This window comes from Armatimonadota bacterium (assembly GCA_017993055.1).
Taxonomy (GTDB): domain Bacteria; phylum Armatimonadota; class UBA5829; order DTJY01; family DTJY01; genus JAGONM01.
On the sequence record JAGONM010000027.1, the window covers coordinates 1 to 21209 of the forward strand.

Here is a 21209-nt window from a genome sequence, read left to right on the forward strand (position 1 = left end):
CGGCGTCGTTCCCCCCGCCCCCAGTGGCGTTCTGGTTGCTGCTACCGCCGCCTCCGCCGGATGAACCGCCGGAGCCCTTGCCCCCGCCGTCCTCCGCGTCGAAGAAGGCCCGCCATTCGTCAGACCTCAGTACCATGTCCCAAACCTCCCGCTTAGAGCCCGTCGGCTGTATCATCTGGTGAGAATTCCGCGCTCACCAGCCCATACAAAAAGCCCTCCCGTACCAGCCGGGAAGGCTCGATGTCACGTTACTTGCACTGCTGGGTTAGTGCCAGATCACCTTCAAATCTGTAACCACATCCCGAAGCGGCTTGCCGTCGAACTTGTAGCCGTCGAGCATCTCCTCGATCGTAGCAAACTCGCGGTACGACTCCTCGTTGTGCTTCTCATAGATGCAGTAGTTGCCAACCTGCGGCAAGATCGCCCACTCCTTGCCGGCGAACTTGAACTCTATCTCGATGCCGATCTTGATCTGATCGACCATCTCCTGCACGCTCTCGTATTCGTCGCCTTCAGGGAACGGATGTATGATCATCAGTCTATCCCAAGCGATCGCTTCTCGCTCTTTGTCAGGTCTCTCCATTCGCGCTGTCGTTCGCCGTCAATCCAGTCATGTACATGCGGTACTACTCTGTGCGTCTTCGGCTTGCCATGAGCGGTCAGGTCAATATCTCTGACGGGTCTCCCGTCCGCACCATAGACGCGCCTCTGTACTATTGTACCATGTTCATTCTCTCTGTCAATCGCTGAGTTGGGAGCCGCCTCGTATGGCAATCCAAGGCTCCGAGACCTTGGCACAACAAACCGCTCCCTATCCCTCTGCCTCAACCGCCCGGTGTCCTTGATGAACCCGCGCATCCGGGCCTGGTAGAACCTGACCTTCCGCTCAGCGACCGCCCTGACGGAGTCCGTCCCGGCCACCGCCGATCGCCGCTTCCTTCGTCGGGTAGATCCGGGCCTGACGCAACAAAGCCCGGACACCACGAGGATATCCGGGCTCGATGAAGGTCAGGTTCTGCTGAAGACTATGAGTCCGACTGGGTCTTGTTCGCGGCGCGCATGAGCCTCGACTTTCGCCGCGCGGCGGCGTTCTTGTGGATGATGCCCTTCTCGGCGGCCTTGTCTATGACGCTCTCGGCCGCCGAAACGACCTTAGCTTTCGCCTCGGGATCGCCGTCCTCGAAGACCGAGTGAGCTTTCTTGACGAAGGTCTTGATCTTCGACTTGGTCGCGACGTTGCGATCCCGGCGTTCCCGGGACTTCTTGACGTCCTTGATTACGGACTTGATATTCGGCAATGGTCTTCCCCCCAAATGTCATCTGAAACTGAGCGAGCCGAAGCCAGTCGGCTCAGGAAACGGGTCAAGCTTAGGACCGGACGACATAGTATAGCAGGTTCGATCCCAAAAGGCAAGAGCCGCGGAAGTGCGAAGAGCGAACCCCTACCACCGATTGCGGGGGATCTTCCATCCCTCGGGATAGACCAGGTAGACCGTCCCCCAGGAGCCGGGGTTCTTCAGCCATGACGCCTCGAGGGCCTCGCGGCTGTAGACGACCCGCCCGCTCCTGCCGAGATCGAGCCTCGTAGCGGGGTCGTTGAGGATGACCTCTCCTCCGGCCGTGAACCCGCGCACCAGCATCAGGTGGCCGGAACGCTCGGTCGTGTCTCTTGCCCGCAGCTTGTTGTAGTCCAGGCTCACGATGACCGGGACCCCCGCCGCGATCCATTGCTCTATGTCGCTAAGGCTGTCAAACCTCGTGACGATCGCCCGGATTCCCTCGTATTCGCCCGCGAACGCGGTGTTGAATGTCCAGTTGCCCGTGCCGCCCCAGCCGATGTCGTATATCCCGTCCACCGCCTGCTGGACGCCGCACGTCAGGTCGGGCCGGTTGAGTTCCTGCGCCCAGTAGCTCAGGGCCATCGCGGTCGAGGTCGCGCTGCAGAACCGCCCGCCGTCCGGCACGCTGAGTTGGGAAAGCTGCGGCACGTCCAGGTCCTTCCCCCACACATCCTTCCTCGCGCGGGCGCGGGGCAAGGCAGCCTTCGTGTCCATGACGTGGACCGTCAGCGACTTGAGCGTTGGGTAGACGGCTCCCTCAGCCGAGCAGAGACTGGCGGATACCCGGACCGCATCACCGGGCCGCCTGAGGTATAGTATGTCCGCCCGCAGGGACGCGATGTGGTCGCTCTGCCCCCGCACGCTCATGCGCTTCATGGGGATGTTGTCCCGGTTCCATATCGCGTAGCAGAACCACCGGCTCCAGACCTCGCCGCTCCGGACCTGGACGTAGATCTTGAGGTAGCTCCCCGGCGGCGTGTCGGCATTCCACGAGAGCACGACCTCGTCGAATCCGAAACCCGGCTCGAGGTCTCCCGACTCGATCCTGCCCATCGGGATGCCCTTCTCGTCCGCGGGCGCGTTCTTCTCGCGGAAGACGATGCCGTTCGCGGATGAGTCCCACTTCGCGCCGGAGCAGAACATCGCCGCGAAGTCGCGTCTGGTCTCGAATCTGAACAGCCGCCGTGATGGTCCCGAGTCCGCGTACGCGCTGATCATACAGGCTGTCAGAGCCGCCGCAATGCACGCTGCCGTCTTCATGTGGTTACTGCACGTCCCTCTCTACGAAGCTGTCTCGGAGCTCCTGAGTCAATCGTCGTACATCGCAGCCATGCGCGCGCAGGTCTCGGCGATCGCCTCGCGCAGGCTTGCCGGTTCGACCACCTCGACGCGGTCGCCGAACCCCAGTATCCAGTGCTTGATCTCCTCGACTCCGGCCACCGTCACCTCGAACAGGAGCGATCCGTCTTCCTGCTCTGTCATCTTCTGGTTCGGGTGAAACTTGCAGCCGGAGATCCATTTCGCCCAGCTCTTGCTGAATCTCAGCACCACATGCTCCGGCTCGGCGTTCGCCTGTAGCTGCCAGCCGCGATTGAGGTACTCCTCCAGATCGAAGTCGGCCGGATACTTGAAATGGTCGTCGCGCACCCGTATGCCCCTGATGCGGTCCACCCCGAAGGTGCGTATCTCGTTCCTGAGTTTGCAGTATCCGATCAGGTACCAGGAGCCGAAACGGAACGTCAGCCCGTAAGGCTCGACCAACCGTTTGGTCGTCTGGTCCCGGCTGGGCACGTAGTATGTGATGTCGAGCGGGTTGTGGCCGGAGACAGCCTTGCTGATCTCGTTCAGGGTCTCGGTGTTGCACTCGCGGATGAGGTCAATGCCGACGGATACGCGGCGCTTCATCTTGCGTATGGTCGAGTCCACCTGGTCGGACAGCAGGGAGTTGACCTTTTTGAGAGCGCTGCGAACCGCATCCGTCGGGGGCATCCGGATGCGATCGGCCGCGATGTGCCCGGCGAGAACCAGCGCGAGCGCCTCGCTGGGCGTGAAGGCCGACGGCATCAGTTTCAGATCGTTCACCGCGAAACACCCGTTGCGCCGCTTGATCGTGCCCCACTTTCGCAGGATGCGGATGTCTCTCTCGATGGTGGCGGTCCCCACGCCGAACTCGACCTCGAACCCCGCGACGTCCCACTTGCCCGGTTCGTTCTCGATGAGCTGCAGTATCCGTATCAGGCGCCCGAACTGTTCTTCAAGAGTCATGGTGTGTCCCCGCGCCGGGCTCGACGGGCTTCGGCTCGCCGGCCCTGCTCTCGGCTGGCTCGGCCAGAACGTCTTCGTACTCCGGCCCGGTGTGGTAGATGGTCGTGAACGCTATGTGACCGATGATCGGCAGCTTGTGTTCCTCGCCGTACAGCGCCCTGATCATCATGTAGCACGAGAACACGAACGCGATTCCGCCCGGCGCCCACCAGAAATACCTGTCGAGAAAAGGAATCCATCGGACCGTCAGCCACAGGCACGTCAGCAGTCCGAATGCGAGGATTGACTGGACGCAGTGGAACTTCACGAAATGGCTGCGTTTCTCGAAGATGAGGATGATCAGGCCCAGGAAGCCGAGATACGATGCGGCGGCGACCAGGCTCTCCTCTACGCCGAGGCTCGATTGGCCGTCATGCTCCATGTTTCCGGCAGTTCCCCCCAAGGCAGACATTCTTGCGGCATGGGTCGGATTTGCATACCCATGCTCTATATTCCATGAGAGTATATCAGATCAACAGTCGAGTTATCAACGCTGCATCAATCCGCGTTCCTTGAGGCTCACCCACCGGCCGTCGCCGATGACCAGATGGTCCAGAACGGAGATTCCCACGTATTCCCCGGCCTGCACCAGGCGCTTCGTTACGGTGATGTCCTCCTGCGAGGGGGTAGGGTCGCCGGAGGGATGATTGTGGGCCACGATCACCGACGCGCTCCCCCATCCCAGGGCCTTCCGAAACAGGTCTCTCGGGCTTATCAGGCTCGAATCGAGCGTCCCGACGGTGATTCTCTCTGTCTTCAGGACCTCGCCTTTGGTGTTCAGGAACAGGCCTGTGAACTGCTCCTGGGTCAGGTCGCGTAGGGCCGGCATCAGGAGGTCGGCGGCGTCCGCCGGGTCGCGTATGACCGGTCTGCTCTCGGCGACGCTGGCGGCGAGCCGTTTGCCCAGTTCGACCATCGCCATTATCTGCGCGCTCTTCGCCGTGCCGATCCCGTGAATCCGCTCGAAGTTCCCGAGGCTTGCCGTGGCGATTCCTCTCAGCCCGTTCAGGTCCGCCAGCATCTTCTGCGCCAGGCCGACGGCCGAGTATCCGGCCGCTCCGACTCGCAGGATTATCGCCAGCAGTTCCGAGTCCGACAGCGCTTCGGGCCCGTACTTGAGCAGCCTCTCGCGGGGTCGTTCGTCGGCAGGAAGTTCCTTGATGGTCAGGGTGCGCCGTCCGTCGGTCATGGCTGTTCGGCCCTTATCCTGAGCTTGATCCATCCGATATCGGATTCCGGCAGTACCGACTCCTCCCACCGGCCGTAGTCCAGCGCCTCGACGGTGATGTTCATTCCCGCCCTCGATCCCCGCCACGTCTTGCCTCTCCTGAGCTTGTCCGGCTCGATGACCGCCAGCGTCTCGTAGCCCGTTGTGCCGAGACCCTTGGAACTGTCGCTCAAGGCGATTCGCACCTCCGCGAGCTTGTTGCCGGCATCTCCCACCAGCACGACGGTGCCGAATGCCACGGACACCTTGTCGGCGCCCCCGTCGGTCAGGGCGAGGTTGAACATATGTGGAGGATAGTAGAGCACGGTGACAGGCCGTCCGTCCGCCGCGATCTTCGGCGTGGAGCCGTTCGCGTACTTCGGATCGTGCGAGTCAATGTCCGCCTTCGGGGGCGTCTCTGCCGGCCTCTCATCGGTCACGGAACGCTCGGATGGGGCTTTTTGCGATGCCTCATCGGGCTTCGATACCTTCGCCTGCTTCGGGACTACCTGCTCGGAGGCGGGGGGCTTCCCGGCGGCCGTTTCCGGTGGCGCAGTGGCGGTTTCCTTCCGGCAGCCGCCCGCCAGCTCCAGCAACGCAATCAGCGCGCAGAGCGTGCACGCTCCTGCAATACGTCTTTCTGTATCGCTCATATCCTTCCTCCCGCCAGACGTCGGCACGTTCGGTATACCATCGTGACGCCCCGCGTGTCAACAGAGGTTGACGGCGCGGTGTTCCGGCCCTAGAATGATAGCGCTATTACAGGCGCGGGAGGTGCCACACATGAAACTCGGATACCTGACCAACTTCAGCGAGGACGAACTCAAGCTGGCTTCGAACATCGGCTTCGACGGCCTTGAGGTGCATGCGAAGTCCTGGGCGGCCGACGATCTGCAGTCGCCTGACCGGCGGGCGGAAGCGTCCGCGCGCGCGTCGGAACTAGCCGGCCGATACGGTATAACGGTAACGGCGATCGCCCACTACGAGCGCGGCAACCCGGCCGATCCCAAGGCGCGGATCGAGTCCTATCGCAGCGTGATCGAGTTCTGCTCCGCGATGAAAGTGCCGGTGGTCGCGACTCTCACCGGCGGAGACCCTGACGCGGGACTCGAAGACAACGTCAAGCTCTGGACGAACACCTTCTCGGAGGTTGCGCGCATCGCGGAGGCGAGCGGCGTCAAGGTCGCCTTCGAGAACTGGCCCGGCTTTGGCGCGATCCCGCCGTGCAGGAGCGTGAACTTCGGATTCAGCCCGACGGCATGGGAGATGATGTTCGACGCGGTGGATTCGCCCGCGCTGGGCCTCGAGTTCGATCCCTCGCATCTGGTCTGGCAGCAGGCAGACTACCTGTCCGCCGCGAAGCGTTTCGGCTCGCGGATACACCACGTCCATCTCAAGGACACCGAGATCATGGAGGACAAGCTGGCGGAGCACGGTTCTTTCGGCGGCGGATGGTGGCGCTACCGCATACCGGGATTCGGCCTGGTGGACTGGATGGGCTTCTTCTCCGTCCTGTACGAGATCGGATACGACGGGGGAACCGCCATCGAGCACGAGGACGGGGTGTTCTCCGGCCCGAAGCGCGCGGACGGCCTCAAGCTCGGCTATGAGTACCTGCGCCCCATGATCCTGTGATCCGTGCCACCGAAACCTTCCGGTGCCCGGCGAACAAAAAGCGGTGTCCGGCCGACTAATAAGTGTAACGTGAAATGATGCGGTCGCGTCTAATCAGTGAAGGCACCACCCGGAGTGGCGGGGCGTGCCTCCCGCGGGCGAGATGACGCTCGCGCACCGTCGAAGGGAGGAATCCGAGATGGCGGCAAGACAGCGCATTTCACTCTATCTGATAGCATCGGCTTTGGTCTTCCTGATGTCGGCCCAGGCGGTCGCGCAGCAGGCAGGGGCCGGAGAGAAGCGGGTCACCATCAGCCTGCAGGACACCCCGGTCCGCAGCGCGATAGACATGATCTTCCGCGAAGCGGGCGTCAACTATGCCTTCGAAGGCGGCACTCAGGGCACGGTCAACGTCAACCTCACGGATGTACCGTTCGATCAGGCCGTGGCGATCATACTTCGCAGCGCCGGCCTCACGATGCGCCGTGAGAACGACACGTACATGATCGGTCCGAAGAAAGAAGTCGAGGCCTATGTCGAGACGGCCCCGACTCTTGCGGCCGAAGAGACCGAGATCGCACGTACGACCTCGCTGGAGAAGATCCGCGTGAACTTCGCCGACGTCATGGAGATCGGCGCGATCTTCGGCGCCGAGTACCGCGGCGGCAGCGGTTTCGGCGGAGGCGGATACACCGGCGGTTACGGCATGACCGGAGGAATTGGCGGCTACGGTGGAATGGGTGGAATGAGTAGCTACGGTGGAATGGGCGGAATGGGCAGCTACGGCATGACCGGCGGCATGGGCGGCTATGGAAGCAGCTACGGAAGCGGCATGGGCGGCTACGGCAGCAGCTACGGCGGCGCCATGGCAGGCTACGGCAGCAGTTACGGCGGGATGAGTGGGTTCGGCGGTACAGGCACCTATGGCACTGGCAACACCGGAATCCGCAGGCGATGGTAGTCACCCGTAACGGCGGAGTCGCGCGTCATCCTGGACAGGAGTGATCCGTGCATGGGCTTTCGCGATAGCTCGGAGGCGGCTGCCCGAGCGACCGATCCCGATCTGGAGTTGGTCCGGGCGTTTGCCTCCGGGCAAGCCGATGCATTCGATCAACTGTACGATCGGCACAACCGGTTCGTGTACAATGCCTGTCTGGGGATACTGGGCGATCCTGACGATGCGCGGGATGCGGTGCAGGAGACCTTCGTGCAGCTCTGGAAATCGCTGCCGAAGTTCAGCGGCCGAAGCAAGTTCTCGACCTGGCTATACCGCATCGCGGTCAACAAGTGCATGGACTTCCTGCGGGGGAAGCCCAAATGGGCGGGCGAGCTGCCCCTCGACCTTCCGTCAGACAGCGGCCCGCGTTCCGACGGGCTTCTGGAGCAGCAGGTCAGACAGACCGTCCTCAGGCTGAAACCCGAGTATCGGGCGGTCATGGTTCTGTACTATTTTCAGCAGCTCTCCTATGATGAGATCGCTGAGAGCCTGGGATGCTCCTTCGATCAGGTTCGGATCAGGCTCTATCGGGCAAGGCAGGCGTTCCGGAAGCTCTATACCCAGGGGGGTGTCGGCAGTGAAGTGTAAGCAAGTTTCCGCTCTGATCTCCGACTACGTTGACGGTCGCCTCAGTGAGAGGACCGCCCGCACGGTTCGCGACCACGTATCCTCATGCGCGCTCTGCCGGGAAGAACTGGCCGCCGAGAAGGCATCCGTCAATGCATTGACATCCCCGATGACCGTATTCGCCGCCCCCGATGTCCTCTCGCAGGTCAAGCGTCGGGTCAGTGCCACTCCGGTCGGTTCTCCGCGCCTCGGATGGCAGTGGGCGGCGGTCGTCCCAGTCTTGTTCTGTCTTGCTTGGTTTGCGTTTGCCGTCTCGAATCAGCAGGCGCCTCCGACGGGCGGCTCTGATCGTCCGGCGGTCGTGAATATGCCCTCGGAGCCAGCTCCATCCGATCAGTCGGAGGTGGCGAAACCGGCGCTGCCATCGGAGCCTGAGCGCCCGGCCCCGAGGCCGAAGCGGATCGTCGCGAGGAAGTACCCGACGAAGAGGGAGAGGCCCGCGCCGCCGCCTGCTTCTCCCGAGGCACTTGTGCCCGAGCCTGCCATCGAGTACCTCGTCGTCTACAATCACCCCGGGCTGGGCGACGGCATGGACGGCCTCGCGGTCACGCCCGCCGATGCGGCGGAGGAGCCTGGCCCGAGTTCCTATTCGATACGCACAACCGATGAGTCTACCGGCGAGGTGACAGGCCTCTCCGTCTACATCCGCCGCGAAGGCGACTCAGAAGAGAACGCCAGAGTAGAGTTCCGCAGCGAAAGCGCTGGTTCTGACCAGGACGAGCGCGAGAGGAGTTCGATAGATGAGAAGCCGCTTGATCATGCTTACGGCATTGCTTGTGGTGATCTGCGCCGGTGTGGCGTCGGGGCAGGTTGAGAATGTGGCGGCCGTGAAGGCTGCCGATGACGAGCCCCGAATCGCGGACCTTCAACTCGCCAATACCGGCATACTGCAGGCCCTCGATATTCTGCTCGCCGGCACGGGTCGCAACTACATGGTCGCCCAGGGATCGGATGTCAGCGGCACAGTTAACGTCACCCTGCAGGATGTGCCTCTCGATACGGCGGTGAAGACCGTGTTGCGCAGCGCCGGGCTTACGGCCTCCAGGGAGAACCGGACCTACTTCATCGAGCCGATCAAGCCGCCGGTCGTCGCGATGGTGCCTATGACACGCGCTCCGACGCTCACCGCCAAGCCGCCCATCGGCACCATGGATGTGAAGCCGTCGGGTACTGAGAAGGGCGTCAAGTTCGACATTCTGCTGGACAAGGCCAACGTGCTGGAGGCCATGCACCGCATATTCGAATCGGTCGGCCAGAACTATGTCATAGACACGGGCCTCGACAGCGCCTGGGCCGGTCCTCTCGGCCCGAGAATCAGCGCCCGCATGCGAGGCATTACCCTCGACGAGGCCGTCCAGGCCCTCGGCAGGAGCGCAGGTCTCGTGGTTGCCCATATCGGCAGCACCTACTCGGTTCGTCCGCCGGACGGCGCCCTGCCGTTCACATACGTTCCCGGCATCGGCGCGAAGCCGGGCAATCAGCTCGAGACCGCGCCGGTCTGCGGCAGGTGCGGGCGGGCTCTCGATCCGTCGTGGCTCTACTGTCCTCAGTGCGGCGGGCGGACTCGGGCCGCGACGACCAACTGAAGCGGTTCGGACAATACCGTCTACTCCTGAAGACCCGTCCTCGAACGGATGCATGCAGACCGCTTGCTGAGTATCCCCACGCTTAGTGAAGGCTTGCTTAGTAAATATTTCCCCTGTTTCCGCGCCTTTTTTTCCCAAACACGCCCTTTTGGCCCGAAACTTGCAATATGACCACGTGAGTACCGGCCCTGTCCGCCGACCGATGAGGTCGGCAGGACCGGGCGGAAAGGTCGTGGTCCATATGAGAGTTCATCATTGGATCGGAGCGTTACTCTGCGTCCTGATGCTCTGCCACCCCGTGGCCTGCGAGGCCGCGACGGCGCGCGTCGGGATGCCCCCGGGATCATTCCTGACCAAGCCGGTCAGTAATCCCGAGGATCTGGCGAGGCTCATCGAGACCGACAAGCGTGTTGCAGAGAGGTATTCGCGTCTCTTCTTCATGAATGCCGAGAAGCTCGCCGCATACGTCAGGACGAACCTGCGAGTTGGTCAGCTGAACAGCACGGGAAAGTACACCACCTATTACATCTCAAAGGGTGACCGCATCCTCGTGCATCAGAAGACCTTCAAGGCAGGTCGCAGGATGCTGTTCGGTCCTGATGGTAGACCCATCATGGATCTCGAGTGCGGCAACCCGCTTGTCAAGACGCTGCCACAGGTGGTTGCGCAGGTGAAGCCTGTGCAGCAGGAGATCGTCCTGCCGCCGGCGGAAGCGCCGCCTGCGGTCGTCGAGCTTCCGACAGAGCCGCCGGTTGTCGAGGCTCCTGTTCAGGAGGCCCCGGTGATCGCGCAGCAGATGACCGTGCCTGAGCCGCAAGTCGAAGTCCTGGGCGTGCCGCCGGTGGAGTTCTCGTCGGCAGCTTCACTGCTCAGCAAGGCAATCCTGCCGGGCCTTCTCACTGCCGCGGCGGCATCGGCCGTCTTCAGCGGCGGCGGAGGGACTCCCGTGCCTGAGCCGTCGGGGATGATCGCTCTCGGCTCGTGCGTGATCGGGCTTGCGATGGGTGTCCGATTCCGTCGCAGACGCTGATCCGCAGTAACCAGGCAGTTGTAACGCTGATTCGATCCGAAATCGCTACATGACTAATACCGCACCGGGCTGCAGCCACCCCGTGCATCCCGGTGCGGGACGGCCCTTGCGCATCACTCACGCGCAGGTCCGACGCAGATCGCTCGTCACTGGAGGTCACAGGGGCACCCTCCGGCGGCATATGCAGGTCCGTTTCCAGGACGGGAGTCCGTGGGTATAACGCCGTTGGCGTTCACCCTCACCCGTATCGGACCTGCCGCATGATGACCTCATGCCGCTGGAAGACACCTCCGGCAATGCACAGGGAGTTTTTCCTGTCGCCTGCGATATCGCCCGATTGAAGGGCGGTTCGCCGATGCATGAGAGGAAGGTGCCGCTATGCGATTCGTAACGCGCGCCCTGGTCAACACCGTTCCATTATTCGTCTTTGCATTCGTGGTCCTCTTGGCGCTGCCATCCGCGGCGCCCGCGCAGAGTATCGGAGACGCCGAGATTCTGATGGGGCGCAGGGCTGTCCGAGAGGTCGAGAAGAACATCAAGCTGGTCGAAGACCCGGATATCCTGCTCAGGGTCAGGACCATCGGCGCTGCGGTCGCCCATGCCGCCAATTCCCTCGAGGTGCCGTCAACCTATGGCACGGGCTCGATCACCGAGTTCAAGTACACCTTCAAGGTGATTGACACCGATGAAGTCAACGCCTTCTGCCTCCCGGGGGGATACGTATACATCCACAAGGGTCTGCTCGACTATGTCGAGTCCGACCACGAACTGGCGGGCGTGCTCGCCCACGAGATCGCACACGCGGCCCACCACCACATGGCCTATCTCATCAGAGAGCAGGGCCGGCTCGACACGCGCATCGCACTCGTCCTCCTCGCAGGCATAGTCGGCAATGTTGACACGAAGGACCTGGGTCACGTGCTGGTCGGCGCCCAACTCGTCAGGATCGCCTTCTCCAGCGGATACGGTCAGGAGGCAGAGGCCGATGCCGACCGCACGGCGATAGCCTATGTGCAGGCGGCGGGGTACAACCCGGTCGGTCTGCTGACCTTCATGGAGCGCCTGGCGCGCGACCACGCCGCCAAGCCTCAGATGGACATGGGTATCTTCCGCACTCACCCGCTCTCGACCCACCGCGCCCGGGCGATCATCGCACAGATCGAGGGACTCGGGCTGCCGCTCAGGCGGCGTGAAGTCACCAACGCGGTCAAGGCCGTCGCGGAGAAGATCGAGGTTGACGGCAGACGGGAATGCTGTGTCAAGCTCGGCGGCAGCGTGATCCTCCGCCCCGCTCCGGTAGGCGGCGTACTCACCGCCGAGGAGCGCGCCGATGCCATCGCCGCCGGGATCAACCGGCTGCTCGATCAGGAGCCTCCGATTCGCCGGATCAAGCTCGATTCCGACGGGCGTACCGTGTCGGTCTGTGGCGAGCCTGTGTTCGCGGTCACGGAGCAGGACGCCGCTCTGAGTGGCAAGAGTCCGGCGGAACTCGCCGAGCAGGCCGCAGAGACCCTCCGGACCTTCGTATGGCGTCAGACGGTTTTGGCCACGTACTGATCCCGGGCTCTTGTGCCCATGCTCGGCCCTCAGTATGTTTGGCGCGCATCCTCCGCGTGGGTATACCCTGTGTGATCCCCAAACACGGAGGTGGAATCGAGATGAGACGGATTTTGTATGTTGTTGTGGCGATGCTCCTTCTGGGAGTGCTGCCGGTTCTTGGCCAGAACGATCCCAATGTGGGTGGCGGCATGGCTCCCCAGCCGGGGATGCCCGGCATGGGCGGGCAGGGAATGATGGGTGGAGGCATGGGCCGCGGCATGATGGGCGGCATGGGCGGTGGCCAGGGAATGATGGGTCCCGGGGCGATGGGCGGCATGTGCCCCATGATGGGCGGTCAGGGCATGATAGGCGGCGGTGGCATGGCGCCCGACCAGTGCCTGATGATGCACATCCAGTCGCTTGGACTGACTGACGACCAGATGAGCCGACTGCGACCCAGCATGACAGAGTACCAGAAGGAGATGATCAGCCTGAACAGCCAGATTCAGGTCAAGCAGATCGATCTCCATACTATGCTGATGGCGAACAACGTGGACATGAAGAAGGTAGAAACCCAGGTGCGGGACATCAATCGCATGCAGGGTGACCTTCAGCTGGCCGGGATTCGGGCATTCGAGGCCGGAAAGAAGATACTCACCCCGGAGCAGACCCGGATGCTTCACCAGCAGATGGGCAACTGCACCGGCTCCTGCCCCATGATGGGTGCCCCGGGCATGATGGGTGGCCGGGGTGTGATGGGTGGTCAGGGCATGATGCGCGGTCCGGGCATGGCGGACGGAATGCCGGGATCCGGGGGCATGGCTCCCGGCGCTCCCATGACGCCTTCGGCTCCTCCGCCCAACCGGTAGTGGCATGCGGCCTGCCGCAGGTCAGTGCAAGGAACGAATAATAAGGCAGGCAAGCGGTAAGCTTGCCTGCCTTTGCTGTCTCATTGGCAATCCCCCGGCGACGCCTCCGACGCGTTGACTCCGGCCCCCGTATGTGATAGAATCCCGCGTGCCCGAACGTACGGAGCGGTGTCCGAGTTGGTCTAAGGAGCACGACTGGAAATCGTGTAGCGGGGATGACTCGCTCGTGGGTTCGAATCCCACCCGCTCCGCCACTTACATGCCTCGCCCCTTCGCTACCACAAGGAATGTCAGCCGCGCAGGTGGAAGATTAGTCCTGTTTCCACTCTCCTGAGGAGGCATATCGTGGCATTCTCCGTCCGGACGGCCGTCTGCTCAGTCGCGCTGTTCCTTGTACTGGCATATCCTTCCGCAGCTGCGGAGAAAGGGGATCCTTCGATGACCGGCGCGAAGATCACCGTCCATACCGATCGCGCTATCGGTACGATCAGCCCCAACATATACGGCCACTTCACCGAGCACATCGGCGGGGTGATTTACGACGGCATATGGGTCGGCAAGGACTCGAATGTGCCGAACATAGACGGCATACGCAGGGACCTGGTAGACTACATGAAGCGCCTGAGTCCGCCCGTCATCCGTTGGCCGGGCGGATGCTTCGCCGACAAGTACCACTGGATGGACGGCATCGGCCCTGCTGATCAGCGTCCGAAGCGGTACGGCCGATGGTCCGATGTCACCGAGCCGAACACCTTCGGCACGCACGAGTTCGTCCGCTTCTGCAGGCTTGTCGGCGCGGAGCCGTATCTCGCCGGCAATGTCGGCGCAGGCACGGTCGAGGAGTTCCAGTCGTGGATCGAGTACTGCAACGCCCCCGCCGGCGGAACGACCATGGCTGAACTCCGCGGGAAGAACGGCTCGAAGGAGCCGTTCGACGTCAAGTACTGGGGCGTCGGCAACGAGGCATGGGGCTGCGGCGGCACGTTTACCCCGGAGGACTACTGCACCGAGTACCGCAAGTTCAGCACATGGCTCCCCGGCTACGGCAAGCCGCTCTACCTTATCGGCTGCGGGCCGAACGGGAACGACGTGAGTTGGACGAAGCGCTTCTTCACCAAGTTTCGAGACTACGCCGGCGCTCCGATTGACGGCTGGGCGCCGCACTACTACTGCGGATCTACCGGAAGCGCGCTGGAGTTCACCGAGGACCAGTGGTACGAGCTAATCGCCCGAGGAGCCGAGATGGAGAAGCTGGTCAACGACCAGTGGAACGCCCTTGCGGAGTTCGATCCTGAGCACCACATCAAGCTGATCGTTGATGAGTGGGGCTGTTGGCACCCGCCCGGTACCGAGATCAATTGGGCGCATCTCTTCGAGCAGATGAGCACCATGCGCGATGCCGAGGTGGCCGCCATCACTCTCGACATCTTCAACCGCAACTGCGACAAGGTGGCCATGTCGTGCGTTGCCCAACTCGTGAGCAACCTGCACTCTCTATTCCTCGCGGACGGGCCGAAGTTCGTCGCTACGCCTAACTTCTACGTGTACGAGATGTACAAAGTCCACCAGGGAGCGACCGGAGTCGGCATCGAGATCGCGTCGCCGATCGTTGATTTCAAAGTCGGCGATCAGGCACGGACCTTCGCGAGCCTGCTCGGATCGGCATCGGTCTCCGGCAAGAAGATGCACATCTCCGTCGTCAACACCGACGTCCGCCGGGCCGTCGAGACCGACGTCGATCTCGGCGTGACGGTCACGGGGGGACGGCAGACCGTGCTGGCCGGCGGAGACATACACGCGCACAACACGTTCGAGCAGCCGAACGAGGTCGTCTTGATCTCGTCGCCGCTCGCGGTCACCGGGAGCACGTTCAAGCATAGGTTCCTGCCCGCCTCGATTACGATGCTGGAGCTGGAGTTGCAGTGATCAGCCATCGGTCTTCAGCAGCCATTACGCTCGACTGGCCGCCGATGACTGACAACTGACAACTGAGGACTCGATATGTTCGACTACACCGAGGCGATGGAGTGCCTCCTGAGACACATAGTCGCGCACTGCCCTGACTTCGCTCGCGTTGATATGGACCGCGTCGTCGTCGCCTCGATGCGGACGCGGAGTCCGGGCGCGCGAGGAGTCTACGCGTCTGTCATGCCTCTCAGGTTCAAGGACGGCGCGACGACGATGAAGCGTCGGGGGCGCGCGTATTCGATGCCGGAGATTCACGTTGGAGGAGCGGAGATGCTGTACCTGGTGTACTTCGCGCTCCCTCGGTTCGCAGACCTGGATTTCCGGACGAAGATCACGACGGTCTTCCACGAACTGTATCACATCGGCCCGGAGTTCGATGGCGACATCCGCCGGTTTCCGGGCAGGAACTACGCGCACGGCCACTCTCGCAGGAAGTACAATGAAATGATGCAGAAGCTGGCCGATGAGTATCTTTCGCTCCCGGAATCGGAGTTGCCTACGAGCTTTCTCAAGATGACCTTCAAGGAACTGGAATCGAGGTACGACGGGATCTGCGGCCGGAGGGTCAGATCGCCTCGCCCGAAGCCCTGTTCAGGTTGACAGCAAGGAGAGCTTACTGCTATATTCGGGCAAGAGCGAAGCATCGGTTTCCCAGTGTCGAGAAGTGTCTCTGACCGGCCAATGCTTCTTAGCTGCAGGTACGCGTAAGCCGAGGAAGGACCGTCTCCATGAGAGATATTCTGAAGATACTGGAATCCGACTCGAGGCTCAGCCCGGAGGAGATCGCCACGATGACCGGCAAGTCGGCCGACGAGGTCCGCAAGGTCATCGAGGAATGCGAGTCCAACGGCATCATCCGCCGGTACAAGACCGTCATAGACTGGGAGAAGGTCGGCGAGGAGCGCGTCTTCGCGTTTATCGACGTAGGGGTGTCCCCGGAGCGCGGCGTCGGATTCGACGACATAGCCGAGCGCATTTACCGCTATCCCGAAGTTCACTCCGTCTATCTGGTCTCCGGTACGCACGACCTGCGCGTAGTCGTAGAGGGTGACAGCATGAAAGAGGTGGCGTTCTTCGTCGCCGAGAAGCTGGCGACGATAGATCGCGTGCAGAGCACTGCCACCCACTTCCTGCTCAAGACCTACAAGCAGGACGGCGATACGTTTGAACAGCCTCCTCCGGACCGTCGCTTGGCCGTTGCACCGTAGGCCGGCTGCAGGCATCCAGCAGCCGGCCGCCCTGATGCCCTGACGCCCCGTCGCCAGGATCGCCCCGGCGGCGGGAGTCGTCGGGGCGCCGGACTCCCTACGGTACAATCACAAGCGAGGTTTCCTGAGAAATGCCGAACATATCACGCAGAGTACAATCCGTGCCCCCGTCGGGCATACGCAAGTTCTTCGACATCGTGCTCACGATGGAGGACGTCATCTCCCTCGGCGTCGGTGAGCCGGATTTCGTGACACCCTGGCGCATCCGCGAGGCCTGCATCTACTCGCTGGAGAAGGGCTACACGACCTACACATCCAACTACGGCCTGATCGAGCTTCGCGAGGCCGTCGCGGATCATCTGGAAGATCGTTACGGAGTCAGGTACGATCCGACATCCCAGGTGCTGATCACCGTCGGCGTCAGCGAGGCGATTGACCTCGCCCTTCGCGCGATCCTGGAACCCGACGAGGAGGTCCTCGTCCCCGAGCCGTCGTTCGTCGCATACAAGCCGTGCGTGACGTTCGCCGGCGGCACGCCGGTTGCCGTCCCTACCACTGTTGAGAGTGGTTTCGCGCCGACCCCCGAGCAGATCGAGGCCGCGATCACTCCGCGCACGAAAGCGATCCTTCTCAGCTTCCCCAGCAATCCCACCGGTGCGGTCATGTCCCGCGAGGATATGCAGGCCGTGATGGATATCGCCGCCGCCCGCGACCTCTTCGTGATCTCGGACGAGATATACGATCAACTGGTCTACGGGGTCTGCCATACATGCGTCGCCTCGCTCGACGGCGCGTATGAGAGGACAATCCTGCTGAATGGCTTCTCGAAAGCATACGCCATGACCGGATGGCGCATCGGGTATGCCTGCTGTGCCCCGGACGTGCTGGATGCAATGATGAAGATCCACCAGTACATCATGATGTGCGCTCCGATCACCGCGCAGATGGCGGCGCTCGAGGCGCTTACAAACGGCAGTTCCGATACCCGGGACATGCTCCGAGAGTACGACCGCCGACGCCGGGTCATCACTGCCGGCATGAACAAGATCGGACTCGACTGCTTCGAGCCGAAGGGGGCGTTCTACGTGTTCCCGTCCGTTCGACGAACCGGCATGACTTCCGAGGATTTCGCCGAGCGCCTGCTTCACGAAGAGCGGGTCGCGGTCGTGCCGGGCAGCGCGTTCGGCGACTGCGGAGAGGGTCACGTGCGCTGCTCGTATGCTACCAGCCTTCAGAACATCCAGCAGGCCCTCGAGCGGACCGCCCGTTTCATGAGCAATCTCTAGCGGTCCCCCTGGACAAAGGACACCGGCCTCATGCTCGAGGTGCCTGTTCCAGTCAGCAGTCGGACGTGTAACAATTGTCGTCTTGCCTTCGTATATGCTCGCTGAAAGGACTAGGTCAAATGCCTCGATTACGCCTGTTCATCGTCGTTCTGATGATCGCCCTCTCTGCGTCGGCTTTGGCGGCGGACCGCATCACCTGCATGACCACGTGGGACGCATTCTACCTATACGCCGCCGTGCAGGTTCAGGATCCGGATGTCCGCAGCGAGAATACGAAGCACATGTCGAATCCGTGGGAGGACGATGCCGTCGAAATATTCCTCGAAACGGACGACAAGCGCGCCGCCGACCGAAGCCCTAACACGTTTCAGATGTCGATCAGCGCCGGCGGTGGTTCGAGCTGGATCGTCGGGCAGGACGGCACGCCCACTCCCAAGCCGATCTACAGCTTCAAGTTCGCGAGGAAGGTCCAGGGTACTCTGAACAAGCCGAACGACAAGGATATCGGCTACACGATCGAGCTTGCCATCCCCTGGAAAGAGGTCGGCGCCCCTCCGGAGCCCGGCGACGTAATGGGGTTCAACCTGGTCTGCCGCATGAAGGGCGATCGGCTGGGTTTCGTGAGTTTCTCGCCGGAGGTGAAGACGGAGGAAGATATCCAGGTGCCGGCGAAGTGGTCGCGCATCAAGTTCACCAACTCGCCCACGATCATCGCCATCCAGGACGGCGCGGTCGTCAGCCGCAAGGTGGTGAGTCGCGCTCCGGTGATTGACGGCGTCCTCAGCGCGAGGGAGTGGAACACGGACCTCAGCTTCCAGATGACCAAGCCTGCTCCGGTGCCGCTCCCGCCCGAAAAGCAGAAGTACGCGATGGAGAAGCTCTCCCTTACTCACTACTTCTACTGGTACCAGGGGGACGCGCGAAAGGATGCGCCGTTCGGGCACGTCGTCTACAGCGACGGCAGCAGCGAACTCACCAACCAGCCAATCAAGGGCGCGGGCCCGTGGTTCTCGTTCGACCAGGTCCAGTGGCACAAGGACGAACTCGCCGACGTGCGCGAGGCCAACATTGACGTTGTGATCCCGGTCTACTGGGGTTCGGCTGACAACAAGCGGGCGTTCGCCACCAAAGGCCTCGACTGCATGGTACAGGCGCTCAAGGAACTCAAGGCCGAGGGCCGGGACTACCCGCTGGTCGGCATGTTCTTCGACACCACCTCAATGAACTCGCAGTACGGCGGCAAGCCCGATCTGCGCGGCGACGAGGTCAAGCAGACCTTCTACGGCATGATCAAGGACTTCTTCCTGCACGTGCCGGACGAGTTCCGCGCGGCGTTCCAGCTTCCGCCGGAGAAGGGCGGGGGATCGGCGAACATCGTCGTCCTCTACACGGCCTCGTGGTTCAGCGACCTCGATCCGAGCTTCGTCGAATACTGCAACAGCCGTTACGCCGAGGATTTCGGCGGGAAACTCGTGTGGGTTGGATCGTCGGACTACCGACCGAAGGCGGAGGTCATGGACGGCTATTCGGACTATGCGGCGGGCCTCGGCCTGAAGTACGATGACACCGGCTGGATTGACATTGCCGGGGTCGGTGCCGGCTACGATGATTCCGCCGTGCGCGGTCGTAACTCCCAGATCCGAAGTCGCATGTTCGGCGACACGTATCGCAGGGACTGGGATTCGCTGTCCGCAGAGTCGCCGAACTGGGTTATCGTGGACGGATGGAACGAGCTTCACGAGGGCAGCGACATCTGTGCCAGCCGCCAGTACGGCATCCGGTACATCAGCCTCACCAAGATCAACATGCTGCGCTTCAACGGCATGAGGCCGTACGATGCCAAGTTCATCAAACACGATGTTCCGGCCGTCATGTATCCCGGCGCGATCCATCAGGTGAAGCTGACCATGAGAAACGCCGGGACCCGACCGTGGAACCCGGGCGACGGCGTATTCATAGCCTCGCGCTGGTACAAGGACGGCAGGCTCTTCGCCGACTCGGGTATCCGCGTGCCTCTCCAGGAACTCGTCCCGGCCGGCAGGAGCATCGAGAAGACCGTCGGCATCATGGTGGTTGACCAGGACCGCAAGGCTCTGGAGGAAGGCGATTACGAGCTTCGCGTGGAGCTTGTCCGGGGCGCCGACCAGTGGTTTACGGACGCGGGCGACTCGCCGCTGACCGTCCCGGTCAAGGTCTCCCTGACCGGCCGGCCCGGGTTCACTCTGGTTGGATCGGATGCCCCGACGCTGATGAAGTCCGGCGCCTCATACTCCGTCGCCCTCAGTATCCGCAACGACGGCCCTACGGCCTGGCCGTCCGGCGCGAGGGTCGCATATCGCTGGCAGAGAGCATCGGTCCACCTCGGGGCAGATTCAGATGACCGGATAGAGGTGATCGCCTCGAACGAGTTAGCCGCCTCGATTCCTGCTGAGGTCCTGCCGGGACGGATCGTGGAGGTCACCGTGCCCGTGGCGGTCGTCGGTAGTGACGGCGCGCCGCTTCCGGCTCGGACTCAGCAGGATCTCTGGGGCTATCGGCTCAAGTGGGACGTGCACGATGGTGCAGAGTGGCTCGCCTCGTCGGCGGTCGGACAGACCTCTGAGGCGGTCGCTGTCACGCCGGACGATCTCGGTCCGAGGTTCGTCGAGAGCGACACGCCCGAGGAGATGAACGCGGGCAGGAAGTATACGGTCCTGCTCACGGTGCGGAATACCGGCCCCGATGCCTGGGACAAGGCCGCTTGCGCGGTCGGGTATCACTGGTACTACCTCGACGGCACGGAAGCGGTCTGGGACGGCAGCCGTTCGCAGTTGCCGGGCGCGGTCCGCTCCGGCGAGCAGGCTATCGTCAAAGCCCAGGTCACCGCGCCGCCATACGACGGGCAGTACTACCTGGTCTGGGACTTGCTGAGCGGCGACAAGTACGCCTCGACGGCCGCGAATACGCGCGGCGGGAACACGCTCATCCTTCCCGTGAACGTCACAAAGGGCAGGCTCGCGGCGCAGGATCTGACCAAGGCCTTCGATGCGGACGTAATCAGTTGGGATACCGACCGGAGGAACGGCGATCTTGATGCGGGGCTGACGTTTCCTGCGGAGTTCATGCCGCCGCAGGTGCTGATGAAGACCTTCGACGGCGCGCTCTGGTCGAGCGGCCTGTGGAGCGCCCGGCACGGGTCCGGCCTCGAGTCGTCGCGGCGGATTTCGTTCAGGTATCCGCCCAAGCTCGACGGGGCGAACAACGCGGTCACGTGCACGGGCCAGACGTTGGCTCTCAAGTCCGGGAAGTATTCGACGGTACATATCCTGGCTGCGGCGGCTCAGGACGTATCGGCGGATTTCGGACTCTCTTACGGATCGAAGACGGCTTCCGTGCCGGTCAAGTTCAGCTCGTGGGAGGCGCCGCCGAAGTTCGGAGAGCGCGTCGGGTTCGCCTGCCTTCACCGCCATTCGCCCGAGGGCGACCAGCGCGGTCAGGCGTGTTACCTGAACCACTACGAGATCCGGGCCGACGCATCCTCCGACCTGACGGCGATCCGCCTGCCGAACACCCCGGGTCTCAAGATCCTCGCGATTACGCTCGAGAAGCCTCAGTGACCGGTTGCCGGCCTGTCGTTACTCTCAGGTCGCGACAA

At 62.6% G+C, this 21209-nt stretch carries 21 protein-coding genes and 1 tRNA gene; 14 read left to right on the plus strand and 8 right to left on the minus strand.

Annotation, left to right across the window (positions count from 1 at the left end; all coding sequences use genetic code 11):
• Positions 1-265: 265 nt before the first annotated feature.
• The 8 genes from KBC96_10770 to KBC96_10805 form a co-directional block, all read right to left on the minus strand.
• Positions 266-535, minus strand: a complete 270-nt coding sequence (locus KBC96_10770; protein MBP6964876.1) for a hypothetical protein — start codon at positions 533-535, stop codon at positions 266-268.
• The gene (locus KBC96_10775) at positions 535-921 is read right to left on the minus strand and encodes a hypothetical protein (protein MBP6964877.1); all 387 of its coding nucleotides are present in this window, start codon (positions 919-921) and stop codon (positions 535-537) included. Before KBC96_10775 ends, KBC96_10770 begins: the two co-directional genes overlap by 1 nt.
• A gap of 104 nt (positions 922-1025) precedes the next feature.
• On the minus strand, positions 1026-1298 hold the full coding sequence (locus tag KBC96_10780) for a 30S ribosomal protein S20 (GenBank protein ID MBP6964878.1): 273 nt from the start codon (positions 1296-1298) through the stop codon (positions 1026-1028).
• A 144-nt stretch (positions 1299-1442) separates the two neighbouring features.
• Positions 1443-2600 carry a C39 family peptidase gene (locus KBC96_10785; protein MBP6964879.1) on the minus strand — a complete coding sequence of 386 codons (1158 nt, stop codon included), beginning with the start codon at positions 2598-2600 and terminating at the stop codon, positions 1443-1445.
• A gap of 48 nt (positions 2601-2648) precedes the next feature.
• The gene (locus KBC96_10790) at positions 2649-3605 is read right to left on the minus strand and encodes a WYL domain-containing transcriptional regulator (protein ID MBP6964880.1); all 957 of its coding nucleotides are present in this window, start codon (positions 3603-3605) and stop codon (positions 2649-2651) included.
• Positions 3595-4026: a hypothetical protein gene (locus KBC96_10795; GenBank protein ID MBP6964881.1), complete on the minus strand. Its 432-nt coding sequence runs from the start codon at positions 4024-4026 to the stop codon at positions 3595-3597. Before KBC96_10795 ends, KBC96_10790 begins: the two co-directional genes overlap by 11 nt.
• A gap of 105 nt (positions 4027-4131) precedes the next feature.
• Positions 4132-4833 carry a DNA repair protein RadC gene (radC, locus tag KBC96_10800; protein MBP6964882.1) on the minus strand — a complete coding sequence of 234 codons (702 nt, stop codon included), beginning with the start codon at positions 4831-4833 and terminating at the stop codon, positions 4132-4134.
• Complete coding sequence (locus KBC96_10805; GenBank protein ID MBP6964883.1) at positions 4830-5504, minus strand: hypothetical protein; 675 nt, start codon at positions 5502-5504, stop codon at positions 4830-4832. Before KBC96_10805 ends, radC begins: the two co-directional genes overlap by 4 nt.
• Positions 5505-5634: 130 nt before the next feature.
• Between KBC96_10805 and KBC96_10810 the strand changes: the two genes are divergently transcribed.
• From KBC96_10810 to KBC96_10875, 14 genes are all read left to right on the plus strand, one after another.
• Positions 5635-6486 (plus strand): sugar phosphate isomerase/epimerase, encoded by an 852-nt coding sequence (locus KBC96_10810; GenBank protein ID MBP6964884.1) that lies wholly within the window; start codon positions 5635-5637, stop codon positions 6484-6486.
• Positions 6487-6664: 178 nt separating this feature from the next.
• Positions 6665-7426, plus strand: coding sequence for a secretin and TonB N-terminal domain-containing protein (locus tag KBC96_10815; GenBank protein ID MBP6964885.1), 762 nt, complete (start codon positions 6665-6667; stop codon positions 7424-7426).
• A 51-nt stretch (positions 7427-7477) separates the two neighbouring features.
• On the plus strand, positions 7478-8050 hold the full coding sequence (locus KBC96_10820; protein MBP6964886.1) for a sigma-70 family RNA polymerase sigma factor: 573 nt from the start codon (positions 7478-7480) through the stop codon (positions 8048-8050).
• Positions 8040-8903 (plus strand): zf-HC2 domain-containing protein, encoded by an 864-nt coding sequence (locus KBC96_10825; GenBank protein ID MBP6964887.1) that lies wholly within the window; start codon positions 8040-8042, stop codon positions 8901-8903. The genes KBC96_10820 and KBC96_10825 overlap by 11 nt, the downstream gene beginning before the upstream one ends.
• Positions 8830-9675: a secretin and TonB N-terminal domain-containing protein gene (locus KBC96_10830; GenBank protein MBP6964888.1), complete on the plus strand. Its 846-nt coding sequence runs from the start codon at positions 8830-8832 to the stop codon at positions 9673-9675. The genes KBC96_10825 and KBC96_10830 overlap by 74 nt, the downstream gene beginning before the upstream one ends.
• A gap of 241 nt (positions 9676-9916) precedes the next feature.
• A complete protein-coding gene (locus tag KBC96_10835) occupies positions 9917-10705 on the plus strand; it encodes a hypothetical protein (protein ID MBP6964889.1) in 789 nt (262 codons plus the stop codon).
• A 378-nt stretch (positions 10706-11083) separates the two neighbouring features.
• Positions 11084-12262, plus strand: coding sequence for a M48 family metalloprotease (locus KBC96_10840; GenBank protein MBP6964890.1), 1179 nt, complete (start codon positions 11084-11086; stop codon positions 12260-12262).
• A 101-nt stretch (positions 12263-12363) separates the two neighbouring features.
• Entirely contained in the window at positions 12364-13113 is a 750-nt protein-coding gene (locus tag KBC96_10845) for a periplasmic heavy metal sensor (protein MBP6964891.1), read from the plus strand.
• A gap of 162 nt (positions 13114-13275) precedes the next feature.
• Positions 13276-13367: transfer RNA gene (locus KBC96_10850), tRNA-Ser, on the plus strand.
• Between the two features lie 91 nt (positions 13368-13458).
• On the plus strand, positions 13459-15039 hold the full coding sequence (locus KBC96_10855) for an alpha-L-arabinofuranosidase (protein MBP6964892.1): 1581 nt from the start codon (positions 13459-13461) through the stop codon (positions 15037-15039).
• Positions 15040-15114: 75 nt separating this feature from the next.
• Positions 15115-15681 (plus strand): hypothetical protein, encoded by a 567-nt coding sequence (locus KBC96_10860; protein ID MBP6964893.1) that lies wholly within the window; start codon positions 15115-15117, stop codon positions 15679-15681.
• A 128-nt stretch (positions 15682-15809) separates the two neighbouring features.
• The gene (locus tag KBC96_10865) at positions 15810-16289 is read left to right on the plus strand and encodes an Lrp/AsnC family transcriptional regulator (GenBank protein MBP6964894.1); all 480 of its coding nucleotides are present in this window, start codon (positions 15810-15812) and stop codon (positions 16287-16289) included.
• A gap of 131 nt (positions 16290-16420) precedes the next feature.
• Complete coding sequence (locus KBC96_10870) at positions 16421-17575, plus strand: aminotransferase class I/II-fold pyridoxal phosphate-dependent enzyme (GenBank protein MBP6964895.1); 1155 nt, start codon at positions 16421-16423, stop codon at positions 17573-17575.
• Positions 17576-17694: 119 nt separating this feature from the next.
• Entirely contained in the window at positions 17695-21171 is a 3477-nt protein-coding gene (locus KBC96_10875; GenBank protein MBP6964896.1) for a hypothetical protein, read from the plus strand.
• Positions 21172-21209 lie beyond the last annotated feature (38 nt).